The 13,762-nt window shown below is 70.9% G+C and carries 9 protein-coding genes; 7 read left to right on the plus strand and 2 right to left on the minus strand.

Features of this window, described 5'->3' with window-relative positions:
- Positions 1 to 18 precede the first annotated feature (18 nt).
- Positions 19 to 2,268 carry an MDR family MFS transporter gene (locus ITJ60_RS17115; protein ID WP_228510601.1) on the minus strand — a complete coding sequence of 750 codons (2,250 nt, stop codon included), beginning with the start codon at positions 2,266 to 2,268 and terminating at the stop codon, positions 19 to 21.
- A gap of 96 nt (positions 2,269 to 2,364) precedes the next feature.
- On the opposite strand from ITJ60_RS17115, the gene ITJ60_RS17120 reads away from it, so the two are divergent.
- From ITJ60_RS17120 to ITJ60_RS17130, 3 genes are all read left to right on the plus strand, one after another.
- The gene (locus tag ITJ60_RS17120; RefSeq protein ID WP_194648806.1) at positions 2,365 to 2,829 is read left to right on the plus strand and encodes a MarR family winged helix-turn-helix transcriptional regulator; all 465 of its coding nucleotides are present in this window, start codon (positions 2,365 to 2,367) and stop codon (positions 2,827 to 2,829) included.
- 49 nt (positions 2,830 to 2,878) lie between these two features.
- Positions 2,879 to 4,657 carry a DEAD/DEAH box helicase gene (locus tag ITJ60_RS17125; protein ID WP_123294656.1) on the plus strand — a complete coding sequence of 593 codons (1,779 nt, stop codon included), beginning with the start codon at positions 2,879 to 2,881 and terminating at the stop codon, positions 4,655 to 4,657.
- Positions 4,658 to 4,904: 247 nt separating this feature from the next.
- Positions 4,905 to 6,245 carry a fibronectin type III domain-containing protein gene (locus ITJ60_RS17130; protein WP_194648807.1) on the plus strand — a complete coding sequence of 447 codons (1,341 nt, stop codon included), beginning with the start codon at positions 4,905 to 4,907 and terminating at the stop codon, positions 6,243 to 6,245.
- Between the two features lie 281 nt (positions 6,246 to 6,526).
- On the opposite strand, the gene ITJ60_RS17135 is transcribed toward ITJ60_RS17130, so the two are convergent.
- Positions 6,527 to 7,453 carry an NAD-dependent epimerase/dehydratase family protein gene (locus tag ITJ60_RS17135; RefSeq protein WP_194648808.1) on the minus strand — a complete coding sequence of 309 codons (927 nt, stop codon included), beginning with the start codon at positions 7,451 to 7,453 and terminating at the stop codon, positions 6,527 to 6,529.
- A gap of 168 nt (positions 7,454 to 7,621) precedes the next feature.
- Here ITJ60_RS17135 and ITJ60_RS17140 point away from each other — a divergent pair, with 168 nt between their 5' ends.
- The 4 genes from ITJ60_RS17140 (at position 7,622) to opgC (ending at position 13,570) form a co-directional block, all read left to right on the plus strand.
- Positions 7,622 to 8,362, plus strand: a complete 741-nt coding sequence (locus tag ITJ60_RS17140; protein ID WP_194648809.1) for a TetR/AcrR family transcriptional regulator — start codon at positions 7,622 to 7,624, stop codon at positions 8,360 to 8,362.
- 254 nt (positions 8,363 to 8,616) lie between these two features.
- Entirely contained in the window at positions 8,617 to 10,641 is a 2,025-nt protein-coding gene (locus tag ITJ60_RS17145; RefSeq protein WP_416371918.1) for a glycosyltransferase, read from the plus strand.
- A complete protein-coding gene (locus ITJ60_RS17150; protein ID WP_194648810.1) occupies positions 10,638 to 11,048 on the plus strand; it encodes an ATP-binding protein in 411 nt (136 codons plus the stop codon). Before ITJ60_RS17145 ends, ITJ60_RS17150 begins: the two co-directional genes overlap by 4 nt.
- The gene (gene opgC, locus ITJ60_RS17155) at positions 11,045 to 13,570 is read left to right on the plus strand and encodes an OpgC domain-containing protein (RefSeq protein ID WP_194648811.1); all 2,526 of its coding nucleotides are present in this window, start codon (positions 11,045 to 11,047) and stop codon (positions 13,568 to 13,570) included. The genes ITJ60_RS17150 and opgC overlap by 4 nt, the downstream gene beginning before the upstream one ends.
- The last annotated feature ends 192 nt before the right edge of the window (positions 13,571 to 13,762 follow it).

Raw genomic sequence — 13,762 nt, forward strand, 5'->3', positions numbered from 1 at the left:
CACGGACGGCCCGGTCGGTCACCGACGGTGCGTCGGTGTGGATCCGGTCGAGCCCGATCCGGTCGAGCCCGAGCCGGTCGAACCCGAGCCGGTCGAGCCCGAGCCGGTCGGCACCGAGCCGGTCGGCACCGAGCCGGTCATCGGACCGGTGAACGAGCCGGCGTCGGCAGCGGCGGCGCCGGCCTCTGCCTCGAGCTGGGCCTCGGCGGACAGGTCGGCACGCTCCTGCAGGGCGGAGCGCTGGCGCAGCGGCGGTACCCGGAAGAACCAGGTGAGCACGAACGCGAGCAGGATCACGCCGAGGCCGACCCAGTAGATCGTCACGGACGAGGCGTTGAAGCCCGCCATGAACGGCCGGGTCAGGCGGCTGTCGGCACCGGTCAGGAACGAGGTGTCGTTCGTGCTGGTGGCGCTGTCGCTCGTGGTGTTGCCGTCGTCGATCTTCTTCGCGAGCTCCGGGGTGAGCTCGTCGACCCAGTACGAGCGCTGCGAGGCGTTCGACCAGTCGACGGACACGGTGCCGTCCTGGACGCTGGCGTGTGCCTGGTCGGCGACCTGCTCGAGCGCGGACTGCTCGGCCGCCGGCGTCGCCGCTGCGACCTGCTGGTCGATGACGGACTGGGCCGAGGCGGTGGGGACCGCGCCGGCGGCGACCTGCTGCTGCACGGCTGCCGTGACCTGCTCGGTGACCGCGGCGTCGGCGGCCTGCGTAGCCTTCGCCGAGGCGGCGTCGAGCTGCGACTGCACGGTCTTCGTCAGCGGGGTGACGACGGGCGTCCAGATCTTGTCCATCGCGCCCTGGTTCGCCTTCGCGCTGGCGACGGTGGGGTTGAGCGCGGCGTCGAGCGCCGGGCCGAGGTCCTTCTCGTTCGCGGTGGCGTGCAGGATGTTCGCCGGCATCACCGAGAACAGGATGGACAGCAGGACCGCGGTGCCGAGCGTTCCACCGATCTGCCGGAAGAACGTGGCGGACGACGTGGCGACGCCCATGTCACGGGCCTCGACGGAGCCCTGAGAGGCCAGGGTCAGCGACTGCATGACCGAGCCGAGGCCGAGGCCGATCAGGAACATGCCGATCATCAGGAACCAGAGCGGCTTGTCGATCGACATGAAGGTCAGGACGACGTAGCCGGCGGACACGAGCGCGGTGCCGATGACCGGGAAGATCCGGTAGCGGCCGACACGGGCGACGATCTGACCGCTCGTGATCGAGGCGATCATGAGACCGCCGACCAGGGGCAGCGTGGCGAAGCCGGACTCGGTCGGGGTGAGCCCCACGACGATCTGCAGGTAGAGCGGGATGGTGAGCATCGCACCGAACATCGCGAAGCCGACCAGGAACCCGATGACGGTCGCCATCGAGAACGTGCCCGAGCGGAAGAGCTTGAGCGGGATGATCGCCGCGTCGCCCATCTTCGACTCGATGAGCAGCAGCCCGATCAGGCCGACGACCCCGACGACGTAGCAGGCGATGGCCGCGGGGGAGCCCCAGCCCCAGATGCGGCCCTGTTCGGCGACGAGCAGCAGCGGCACGAGGGTGACGATGACGGCGGTCGCGCCCCACCAGTCGACCTTGGGCTTCGCGTCGTCGGCACTGTGCACCTTCGGCAGGTGCAGGAAGACGATGACCATGAGGAGCGCGGCGACACCGATCGGCACGTTGATCAGCAGGACCCAGCGCCATCCCGTGATCCACAGGATCTCGGAGGAACCGGCGAGCAGCCCGCCGATCAGCGGCCCGATGACGGACGAGATGCCGAACACGGCGAGGAAGTAGCCCTGGTACTTGGCACGTTCGCGCGGGGCGAGGATGTCGCCCATGATCGCGAGCGGCAGCGACATGAGCGCACCGGCGCCGATGCCCTGCACGGCGCGGAAGGCCGCGAGCATGAGCATCGAGGTGGACATCGACGACAGGACGGCGCCGAGGATGAACACGACGATGCCGAAGATGTAGAGGGGCCGGCGGCCGAAGATGTCGGAGAGCTTGCCGTAGATCGGCGTCGCGATCGTCGAGGTGATCAGGTAGGCCGTGGTCACCCAGGCCTGCTGGTCGAGGCCGTGCAGGTCGTCGCCGATGGTGCGGATCGCCGTGCCGAACACCGTCTGGCCGAGGGACGACAGGAACATGCCCGCCATCAGGCCGTAGATCACCAGGAGGATCTGGCGGTGGGTCATCAGGGGCTGCGGGCCGGTACCACCGGAGGCTGCTGGGGCCTCGGCGCTGTGCCGACCGTGCTGCACCTGGACGGGTGCGGTGGCGGTCATCGAACTCCTTTTTCGTGCTGTGTAACTTTGCAGACCGCGCAACGATACATCTGTTGCTTCCAGCAAGCAACTAAATGTGCCCACTACGCTGGCCCCATGTCCGACGAGCGGCGTGCTGCCGAGCGACTCCTGCGATCCCAGCTCGACCGGCTGTGGGTCCGGCAGACCCTGCGTTCCTCGCTCATCGAGTCCCGCGGCGGGCTCGACCCGACGGCGCGGGTGATCCTGCGGGCCGTCGCCGGTCACGGACCCGTCCGGGCGACCGCCATCGCCGACGCGACGGGCCTGTCCCGCCCGGTGATCAGCCGCCGGGTGGCGTCGCTCGTCGAGGCCGAGCACCTGGTCGGCTCGCCGGACCCCGCCGACGGGCGAGCGACCCTGGTCTCGCTCGCACCCGCGGGCAAGCAGTTGCTCGACCAGCTCGACGCCGCCGGTGCGGAGGTCTTCGACGACCTCACCGAGGAGTTCGCCTCGGACGAGTTGCGCTCGCTCGCCGAGATGCTCACGCGGCTGAACGACCGGGCCGACGCGGTCCTCGGGATCGGCGCCACACGCCCGTGACGTGACCCGGCCGTCACTGCGGAGCGTGCATTCGAGATACCGTTGGTGTATGAGCACGGACACCGCCACCACCACCGAGACCACCGACGAGGGGCCCGTGGTGACCTTCGCCGATCTCGGCCTGAGCGATGCTGTGCTCAAGGCCGTCAAGGACATCGGCTACGAAACCCCTTCCGCCATCCAGGAAGCCACCATCCCCACGCTGCTCGACGGCCGCGACGTCGTCGGCCTCGCGCAGACCGGAACCGGCAAGACCGCCGCCTTCGCGCTGCCGATCCTGTCCCGCATGGAGCCCGGCAGCAAGAAGCCGCAGGCCCTCGTGCTGTCCCCGACGCGCGAGCTCGCCCTGCAGGTGTGCGAGGCGTTCGAGCAGTTCGCGTCGCACATGAAGCACGTCCACGTCCTGCCGGTCTACGGCGGTCAGGCGTACGGCGTGCAGCTGTCCGCCCTGCGCCGCGGCGTCGACGTCATCGTCGGCACGCCCGGTCGCATCATGGACCACCTGGCGAAGGGCACGCTCGACCTGTCCGAGCTGAAGTACCTCGTGCTCGACGAGGCCGACGAGATGCTCAAGATGGGCTTCGCCGAGGACGTCGAGACGATCCTGGCGGACACCCCCGACGACAAGCAGGTCGCCCTCTTCTCGGCGACGATGCCCGCCCAGATCCGCCGCATCTCGCAGCAGTACCTGACGGACCCGGCCGAGATCACCGTCAAGACCAAGACGAAGACCGCTGCGAACATCACGCAGCGCTACCTGATGGTCTCGTACCCGCAGAAGGTCGACGCCCTGACCCGCATCCTCGAGGTCGAAGACTTCGAGGGCATGATCATCTTCGTCCGCACCAAGAGCGAGACCGAGACCCTGGCCGAGAAGCTCCGGGCCCGGGGCTACGCCGCTGCCGCCATCAGCGGTGACGTCGCCCAGGCCCAGCGCGAGCGGACCGTCAACCAGCTGAAGTCCGGCAAGCTCGACATCCTCGTCGCCACCGACGTCGCCGCCCGTGGCCTCGACGTCGACCGCATCACCCACGTCGTGAACTACGACATCCCGGTCGACATCGAGTCCTACGTGCACCGCATCGGCCGCACCGGTCGTGCCGGCCGCTCGGGCGACTCGATCAGTTTCGTCACCCCCCGCGAGCGTCGCCTGCTCTCCGCGATCGAGCGCCACACGAAGCAGCCGCTCACCCAGATGCAGCTGCCGACGATCGACGACGTCAACGAGACGCGCCTGACCCGCTTCGACGACGCGATCACCGCAGCGCTCGAGGACCAGGGCCGCATCGCCGCCTTCCGCGACGTCATCGCGCACTACGTCGAGCACCACGACGTGCCCTCGGACGACGTCGCCGCCGCCCTGGCCGTCGTGGCGCAGGGCGACTCGCCGCTGCTCCTGACCGCAGCCGACGACGCCCTCCGCACGCAGATGGAGCGCGATGCCCGCCGTGGCGAGCGCGACGACCGCGGTGCGCGCGACGACCGCGGCCCGCGCAGCGACCGAGGCGGCGACCGCGACCGCGACCGTGCGCCCCGCCGTTCGCAGCCGATGACCGCCTACCGCATCGAGGTCGGCCGTCGTCACCGCGTCGAGCCGCGCCAGATCGTCGGCGCCCTGGCGAACGAGGGCGGCCTGCGCCGCGACGACTTCGGCGCGATCCGCATCCAGCCGGACTTCTCCATCGTCGAGCTGCCCGCCGACATGGACGGCGGCGTGCTCGACCGGCTGACCGACACCCGGATCAGCGGCAAGCTCATCGAGATCAAGCCCGACCGCCGTGGTGGCGGCCGCCGCGACGAGCGTCCGGAGCGCAAGCCGCGCTACTGACGCGAGCCGCGTCCTCGACGCGACCACCTGCTGACGGGAGGCGGGGTGCCAGCTGGCACCGCGCCTCCCGTCCGTCGTCCGGTCGCGTCTCAGGCCGCGGGCCGCCCCGCGTACCGGCGTTGCGTCACCAGCCTTGCGGTGCGGGGAACCGCACATCAGGCCCGGACCCGTTCCCCTGGCTCCCGAGCGGTGCTGTGATACCGGAAGCCGTGACGCAGGGAGCCGCGGAGAAGGCAGGGGAACGCACGTGTACCGAGCACTCATCACCGTCGCAGCAGCGGCGGCGCTCGTCATCGGGGGAGTGGCGCCGGCGACGGCTGCCCCCTCGTCTCCGTCCTCGGCGCCTGGTGCGCCGACCTCCGTCCGGGTCTCGGGTGCGGCCGACAGCGCCACCGTCACCTGGGGTGCCCCGAAGTCCGGCGCGAAGGTGGTCGGCTGGAAGGTCACGATCACCCCCGCGCAGCACCAGCCCGACGCCGGCGTCGACCGGCTGCCGGCGAAGGCGCGATCCGACCGCTTCGGCGACCTCACGCCGAAGACGACCTACAAGTTCTCGGTCCGGGCGATCGGCGCGAAGCAGTCCGGTCGCGCGACGCTGGTCAGCTACACCACGCCGTCCGTGGTCGACACGACGCAGTCGCTGTTCGCCCTCGACGCGTCCGGCAACGTCGTGCGGTTCGCCGAGGACGGCTCCAGCACCGGGAAGGTCGTCGCGGCGAACGGGACGGGCTTCGCCGCGGACGACGTCGGCGACGTGTTCACCCCGTCGGCCGACCACACCTCCATCCTGTTCCACCCCGCCGACGGCAGCGCGACGCGGAACCTGGCGACCGGCCTGCACCTGACGCCCGACCTCCGCTCCGACGTCGCCGGCAACCTGTACTGGATCGACTCGGTGAACGGTTCGGTGCAGAAGCTCCCCGTCGGCAGCTCCACCGCGACGACCGTGCTCGACCTGGGCGGCAAGGACCCCGTCGACCAGCCGCGCTTCTGGACCGTCACCCCGGACGGCAAGGTCGTCGTGCTCGGCGGGGGCCAGGTGTCGCCGTCCGTGAAGGGCACCGGCATCGCGGCCCGCTCGATCACGCTCCCCGGCAGCTCCGGCGTCGGGTACCCCGCAGCGGTCCTCGCCGACTCGCACGGCAACGTGTACGTCGACATCCGTTCGCCCGGTGGCGCCGGCTCGTGGGCCTGGTACCAGCTGAAGCCGGGCGCCACGGCGCTGACGCGGATCGAGCCCCGGCTGGCGTTCGAGTACGCGGCCGCCAACGCCGACGGGTTCTCGCTGCTGCAGTCCGCCGAGTGGTGCAGCGCCCCCGCCGAGTACCCGACCAGCCCGGCCGGCTGCAAGGTCGACCGCACGATCCCGGACAAGCTCGTGGTCGGCTCCGGTGGGAAGTCCACCGTGGCGGTCTCCGGCATCACGGCGGGGTCGCGCGGACCGAACACGGGTGCCGCCTCCGACGACGGCGACGTGTTCGTAAACGTCGACAGTGGGCCCTCGGCCGGACTGTGGCGCGTGCCGGCCTCCGGCGGGGCTGCGCAGCAGCTGTCGTCGGCGCAGTACTCGCGGCTGCTGGTGATCTGACCGGCAGACCGAGACAGGACGGGGTGGGACGCAACGGCGCGTCCCACCCCGTCCTGTGTTCCGGGGGTGCGGCGGGCGGGGGGCGGCGGGGCCCGAGGTTCCGAGATCTTGGAGTGTCGGCGCTCGTACGGCCGCTCCGTGGAACCTCGGCGGCACACCGGCAGCGTGTTGTGGAACCTCGGCGCCACCGGAGACCGCCACCAGAGACCGCCACCAGAGACCGCCACCCCCGCCAGCCCACGCCCCTGCCTCACGCCACCCCCGCCCGCCACGCCCCCGCCTCACGCCACCCCCGCGACGGTCCGCCGACACACCTCGTCCCACGGGGTCGGCTCGATGCCGAACGCCGCGCGGCTCTCGGCATCGTCGACCACGTACGGTGCGGTCCACTGGTAGCTCATCTCGGCGAGCTCCCGCATCATCGGCGACACGAGCCCGAGTGCGCGGATCACCCCCGCCGGCATCCGGTGGACGGCCACGGGTGCCTTGCCGGCCGCGGCCAGCACCTCGGTCAGCGCCTGCCGCTGGGTACGAGGAGCGTTGCTCGGCACCATCCACGTGCGGCCGTGCGCGCCCTCGTCCGAGGCCGCCGCCACGAGGGTCCTGGCGACGTCGAGTACGTCGGTGAAGGTGTGCGGCAGGTCGGTCCGCCCGATCATCGTCACGGCCTTCCCCTGCAGTGCGGCTGGCAGCACCCGGGTGACGTGCCCGTTCGCCCCGATGCCCGGGCCGACGTAGTCCGAAGCGCGGACCTCGACCGTGCGGATGCGTCCGGCACGGTGCGCGGCCAGGGCATCGGCCCACAGCCGTGCGCGGAGGATCCCCTTGTGGTCGGTCGCAGCGTCCGGGGTGTCCGGGCGCATCGGTCCGTCGACCGGGCCGTACGGGTACAGGTTCCCGGTGATCGCGTAGGTGGCGCCGGTGCGTTCGGCAGCGGTCAGCATCGACGCCGCGAGCGGTGGCCAGGTGCGCTCCCACTGGGTGTAGTCGCCCGGGTTCGCGCAGTTGTACAGCACGGCGGCGCCGTCGGCTGCCCGGGTGAGCGCCTCGGCGTCGGAGGCGTCGAGCGCGACGTGGTCGACCCGCGACAGGCCGGTGTCCCGACCTGAGCGGGTGGCGACGGTGACGTGCTCACCGCGTTCGGCGAGCAGCGCTGCGACGTGGCGGCCCACCGGGCCGGCGCCGATGACGAGGTGGTCGTGTGACATGGGTTCCTGCTTCCCTCGGTGTGCGAGAGCGAAGCTCTCGGTGAGCGAGAGCGGTGCTCTCGGTGAGCGAGAGCGGTGCTCTCGCACCCAGGATGCGCGCTCGGTGACGAGGATGCAAGAGCACCGCTCTCATTTGTGTGCAGTGCTCTCGTGTGGCATGGTGACCGGATGGCACCGACAGCACGCGAGCTCGCCCGGCAAACGATCCGGGCGGACATCCTGGCCGCCGCGCGCACCCGCCTCACCGACGAGGGGCCCGCAGCGCTCAGCCTCCGAGCCGTCGCTCGCGACGTCGGCATGGTGTCGTCCGCGGTGTACCGCTACTTCCCGAGCCGCGACGACCTGCTCACCGCGCTGCTCATCGTCGACTACGACGAACTCGGCGCAGCGGTCGAAGCGGCTGACGCCGCGGCCGGCCCGGAACCGGGTGCACGCTGGGTCGCCGCGTGCCGCGCGATCCGATCGTGGTCCGTCGCGCACCCGGGCGACTTCGCGCTGCTGTTCGGGTCGCCCGTGCCGGGCTACGCCGCACCGCGCGAGACGGTCGTGCCCGCCGCGCGGACGACGCTCGCGCTGGTGCGGGTGGTGGCCGACGCGGTCGCGCCCGGCGGGGACGTCACGTCGGCGTCGGCGGCGGACGGGAGGCCCGGATCACCCGCCGCGCCCACGGCGGCTCCCGGGGTGGCCGGCCCCGCAGTCGCAGACGCAGTGACCACCCTGCGGTCGTTCGGCATCGCACTGCCCGACGAGGTCCTGGTCCGCACCCTGATGGCCTGGTCGACGGTGTTCGGGACGATCTCGTTCGAGCTCTTCGGCCACTTCGTCGGCTCCGTGTCCGACGGTGCCGCCTACTTCGACCAGGTGGTCGCGCGGCTCGCCGACGACCTCGGGTTCGCAGCCGCGTTCTGATCCGGTCGTCCGGTCGGCCCAGGCCGTTGTCCACGACTCGCACTCGGGGCCTGACAGAGTGCCGGTCACTGCGGTAGACAGGTCCCTACGCCGAGGTCGTGCCCGACGACCGGAGCGGACGGCCGGCACGGTGCCCCCTGGGCAGCGGTCGGACGGCACCACACCCGGGCGTGCGCTGCGGCCGGGGTCCGCGCGGATCAGGAGGCACCCTTGCGACGCAGCTCGGCCGGCGACCCCGCAGACGGAGTGACCGGGTGACGGCGCTCGACGTCAGCCGCCAGGACCGCCGCCGGCTCACCACCGGCACGGCTCGCCGACGACTCGTCACGGTGCGCACGGTCGCACTCCTGGCGTCGATCGCCGGTGTGAACTACGTCGTCTGGCGCTGGGCCGCCTCAGTGAACTGGCACTCCTGGTGGATCGCCGTGCCGCTCATCCTGGCCGAGACCTACAGCGTCATCGACTCGCTCCTGTTCGCGTTCGGGGCGTGGCGGTTGCGCGAGCGTGGCGAGCCCCCGACGAAGCCGTCCTCCGACGTCACGGTCGACGTCTTCATCACCACCTACAACGAACCCGTCGAGATGGTCGTGCGCACGGCCCGCGCGGCGCAGGCGATCACGCACCCGCACACGACGTGGATCCTCGACGACGGCAACCGCCCCGAGATGCGTGCGGCCGCCGACTCGCTCGGCATCGGCGTCATCACCCGCGGTGCCGACTGGATCGACCGTCCCCGGCACGCCAAGGCCGGCAACCTCAACAACGCCCTGCTCGCGACCCAGGGCGAGTTCCTGCTCATCCTCGACGCCGACCAGGTACCGGAACCCGGCATCCTCGACCGCACGCTCGGCTACTTCAAGGACCCGCGGATGGCGCTCGTGCAGACGCCGCAGTGGTTCGAGAACGTCCCCGAGGCGGACCTGCTCGGCAGTCAGGCGCCGCTGTTCTACGGGCCGATCCAGCAGTCGAAGGACGGCTGGAACGCCGCGTTCTTCTGCGGGTCGAACGCGATCCTGCGGCGCGAGGCCCTGATGCAGCTCGGCATCTCCCGCTACGTGGTCGAGGTCGAGGCCTCGGTGCAGCGCACGATCACGACGTCGCGGAAGCTGCTGGCCCGTGCCCGCGAGACCGAGACGGACCCGCGGGTGCTCGGCGCCCTGGACGAGGCCGAAGCCGTCGTCGACCGCGCTCGCGACCAGGTCCGGGCCGGCGAACCGCTCGGCGACGTCACCTACGCGTTCCAGCGGGGGATCGACACGATCGCCTTCCGGTTCGCCGCCGCCGACCTCGAGTCCGTGCGGAACGACCTGCAGGAACTCGCCGCGATGTCGACCGACGCGAACACCTTCGCCGGGCTCGACGACGCCGCGCTCGACGTGCTCGGGCGGCGTGACGCATCGCCCGTGGCGGCCATCGAGTCGATCGCGGTCCTCGCACGGGCACTCGACGTCAACCGCGACGACGAGGCGCAGCCGATCATGCCCCTGGCGACGATCTCGGTGACCGAGGACATGGCCACCGCCATGCGGCTGCACGGGCTCGGCTGGAAGTCGGCGTACCACGACGAGATCCTGGCGAAGGGTCTGGCGCCGGAGGACCTGCCGACCATGCTCGTGCAGCGGCTCCGTTGGGCGCAGGGCACCATGCAGGTGTTCTTCCGCGAGAACCCGCTGGTGCAGAAGGGCCTGTCCTGGGGCCAGCGCCTGATGTACTTCTCGACGATGTGGAGCTACCTGTCCGGGTTCGCCGCGATCGTCTACATCGCGGCCCCCGTGCTCTGCCTGTCGTTCGGCGTCGTCCCGGTGCAGGCCTACAGCGTCGACTTCTTCGCCCGGCTGATCCCGTTCCTCGTGCTCAACCAGCTGCTGTTCTGGGTGGTGGCCGCCGGCAGACCGACGTGGCGCGGGCAGCAGTACTCGCTCGCGCTGTTCCCGGTGTGGATCGAGGCGGTGACGAGTGCGTTCGAGAACGTGTTCCGCGGCAAGCCGCTCGGGTTCCGGGTCACGCCCAAGGTGCGCGACGAGACCGAGCAGAAGCCCCGGTGGGACCTCGTCAAGCCGCAGCTCATCGCGATGGGGGCGCTGGTCGCGGCCCTGATCCTGATCGGTATCCGCTACCTGACCGGGCAGGCGTCGGGCATCGCGCCGCTCGTCAACACCGCGTGGGTCGTCTTCGACCTGTTCATCTTCAGCATCGTGATCCGGGCCGTGCGCTACCGCGGCCCGAGCACGGGAGTCCAGTCAGAGCACGAGTCGAGCACCGCCGGAGGGCCACTGTGAACGCCGAGACCACCTTCGACGTCGCCGCGACGCCCGTGTCGCTCGACGAGGTCCAGGACCGCTTCGGCGCCTGGTGGGACGGGCTCGGCATCGACGACGTCCGGCTCCGCTTCGCGCTGGAGACCGCGCTGGCCGAGGTCGCCGCGAACATCGTCGAGCACACCGCGCGTTCCGACCAGGAGACCGGTCGGCGCTACACCGTGCGGCTCGAGTCGACCGAGCGGGCGCTCACCGCGCAGCTCACCGACAACGGTCTGCCCGTGGACATCGACCTGAGCGCCGTCACGATGGCCGACGTCGAGCAGGAGAGCGGACGTGGCCTGGCGCTCGCGATCGCCGCCCTCGACCGCCTGGAGCACCGGCACGAGCACGGGCACAACGTCTGGACGCTGGTGTGCGACCGGTGAGGCTGCTGGCGGCCCGCGTGGTCGCCGTCCTCGTCACGATCGCGACGCTCCTGCTCGGTGGTGCGCTGCCGGCGTCCGCGGTGACGGAACACACGGCCGCGGCGACGGAACACACGGCCGCGGCGACGGAGCCGGCGAGCGGGACGACCTGGTTCGGCCCGGACCTCGACTGGGGCGACGACTCCCCGGCAGGCTACGAGGGACGGCTCGGCGCGACGCCGTCGATGTACGGGGTGGAGATCGACTACCCGCTCGACCGCTCGGCCCGGCGGGAGCTCCTCCGTGCGACGCGTGCCGCGGCGACGCAGGGCGCGGTCCTCGTCGTGAGCCTCGAGCCCGGGCAGTCGCTCCGGTCACTCGACGCCGCCGACGCCCGCGCCGCGAACACCGTGTTCCAGGAGGTCCACGACCAGTACGACACCCAGGTGCTCGTGCGGTTCGCGCCGCAGATGAACGGCACGTGGGTGCGCTGGGGGCAGCAGCCGACCCAGTTCGTGCAGGCGTTCCGGACGCTCGCGACCGCGGTGCACGGCGGCGACTCCGACGCGCGCATGGTGTGGTCGCCGTCGTACGGCGCGGGGTACCCGTTCGGTGAGTCCGCGGGACGTCTGGCGGACCTCTCCGCGACCGACGTCGCGAAGCTCGACACCAACGGCGACGGCGAGCTGACCGCGGCCGACGACCCCTACGAGCCGTACTGGCCGGGCGACGCCTCGGTGGACTGGGTCGGGTTGTCGATGTACTCCTTCGGCAAGGGCAAGTCGACTGCGGCGGCCGGTCGTGACGTCCCCCTCACCCGCAACGACGTGCCGGAGCGCGGCGAGGTCGAATCCCGGTTCGACGAGACCTGGGGCTACGAGCAGCAGCAGGCCGACAGCTTCTACGACCGGTTCGCCGTCGACGGCGACCGGTCGATGTTGCTCGACACCGGTGCGCTGTACGACCACACCCTCCGGGGCGACGCGGAGCTCCCGGTCAAGCAGGGCTGGTGGCGGCAGGTGCTCGCATCGGTCGAGGACCGCCCGTTGATCCGGGGCGTGACCTTCCTCGAGACGAACCGCCGCGAGCCCGAGGCGGGCAACCGTGTCGCCGACTGGCGAGATACCGCGGTGCCCGGGATCGCCGGTTCGTTCCGCACCGACCTCGAGCGCGGCGACCACTTCGCCTTCGGGCCCGTCACCGACCGCGTCACCACGCAGCAGGGCAACGCCGCGACCGACCAGCAGTACGACACCGGCGGCGACCAGATGGCGTGGATCGTCTGGGTCGCCGTGGGCCTGGCGGTGGTGTTCCTGCTGAGCGGTGTGTTCGGCCGGTTGCTGCCGAGCTGGCGCTACCCCGACGACGGGAAACCCGGGCGCGACCTGCGGCTCGACCTGTTCCGCGGGTTCATCATCCTGGCGGTGGTGATCACCCACATCGAGATCGGCGGGCCGTACTCGTACCTCACGCTGCACGCGGTCGGTGCGATCACCGGCGCCGAGATGTTCGTGTTCCTGTCCGGCATGGTCCTCGGCATGACCTACCCGTTCGCCATCAAGAAGTTCGGCGAGTGGGCGGCTGCGATCGGGGCGTGGAAGCGTGCCCGCAAGCAGTACCTCGTCACGCTCGTGGTGATCGCGGTCGTCTTCGCGCTGAGCTTCGTCCCGTTCCTGAACACCGACGCGATCACGACGTTCACCGACCGGGGGACCGGTACCGGGGGCGTCGGTGCCGAGGGCCGGGTGTACGACCTGTACCCGAACGCGATGCAGCTGCTCGGCTACCCGCCGCCGTGGTACGCCATCCGACAGTTCCTGCTGCTCGAGATGGGCCCGTGGCCGTTCAACATCATGGGCCTGTTCGTGGTGCTGAGCCTGTTCATCCCACCGCTGCTCTGGCTGATCCGCCGCGGCTTCTGGTGGGTGGTGCTCGTCGTGAGCTGGGCGCTGTACGTGTTCCAGGCCATCAACCCGGAATTCCGCCCGCTGAACTCGCAGTTCGAGGCGGTGTTCCCGCTGCTCACCTGGCAGGTCGTGTTCACCCACGGCCTCGTGCTCGGGTACTACCGACGGCAGATCATCGGCGCGCTCACCGGGCGGCTCGGGAAGGTCCTGGTCGGCATCGGTGTCGGGGGCTACGCGGCGTTCCTGGTGTACGTCTGGGCGGCGAACCACGCCGGGTTCACACCGGTCCCGTTCCCGGCGTCGATGTACGAGGACCTGTACAACACGGCGTACCAGCGGGTGGACCTGCAGTGGGGCCGACTGGTCGACATCGCGTTCTTCGCGATCGTGTCGTACGCGATCCTGACGGTGTTCTGGAAGCCGATCTCGACGGCGATCGGCTGGCTCTGGATCCCGATCGGGCAGGCGAGCCTCTACGTCTTCGTGTGGCAGGTGTTCTTCGCGCTGGCGATCGCGTCGATCCCCGGCGTGCCGTGGGGCGACTTCTGGATCGGCTTCGTGGTGCACTCGGCGTTGATCCTGCTGGCCTGGTACATGGTCCGCAAGAAGTTCCTGTTCTCGGTCATCCCGCGTTGACGTGACCGCGGGACGGACGGGAGGCCCGTGGCGGCGTCGCCACGGGCCTCCCGTCCGTCCTCGGTCGCGTCCACCGCACGCGCCGCGCCCGACAGGAGCGGTCGCGGTCCCGCGACTCGCCGCTCACGTCCGCCGAGGTTCCGATCCGGAGGCTGTCAGACGCCGACATGCCGAGATTTCGGAACCTCGGGG

This window comes from Curtobacterium sp. VKM Ac-2884, from assembly GCF_015350945.1.
Classification (GTDB): Bacteria; Actinomycetota; Actinomycetes; order Actinomycetales; family Microbacteriaceae; genus Curtobacterium.

Coding starts and splice junctions, on each gene's coding strand:
- ITJ60_RS17115 (WP_228510601.1), bottom strand. CDS start 2,268: ATGACCGCCACCGCACCCGTCCAGGTGCAGCACGGTCGGCACAGCGCC.
- ITJ60_RS17135 (WP_194648808.1), bottom strand. CDS start 7,453: ATGTCACACGACCACCTCGTCATCGGCGCCGGCCCGGTGGGCCGCCAC.
- ITJ60_RS17120 (WP_194648806.1), top strand. CDS start 2,365: ATGTCCGACGAGCGGCGTGCTGCCGAGCGACTCCTGCGATCCCAGCTC.
- ITJ60_RS17125 (WP_123294656.1), top strand. CDS start 2,879: ATGAGCACGGACACCGCCACCACCACCGAGACCACCGACGAGGGGCCC.
- ITJ60_RS17140 (WP_194648809.1), top strand. CDS start 7,622: ATGGCACCGACAGCACGCGAGCTCGCCCGGCAAACGATCCGGGCGGAC.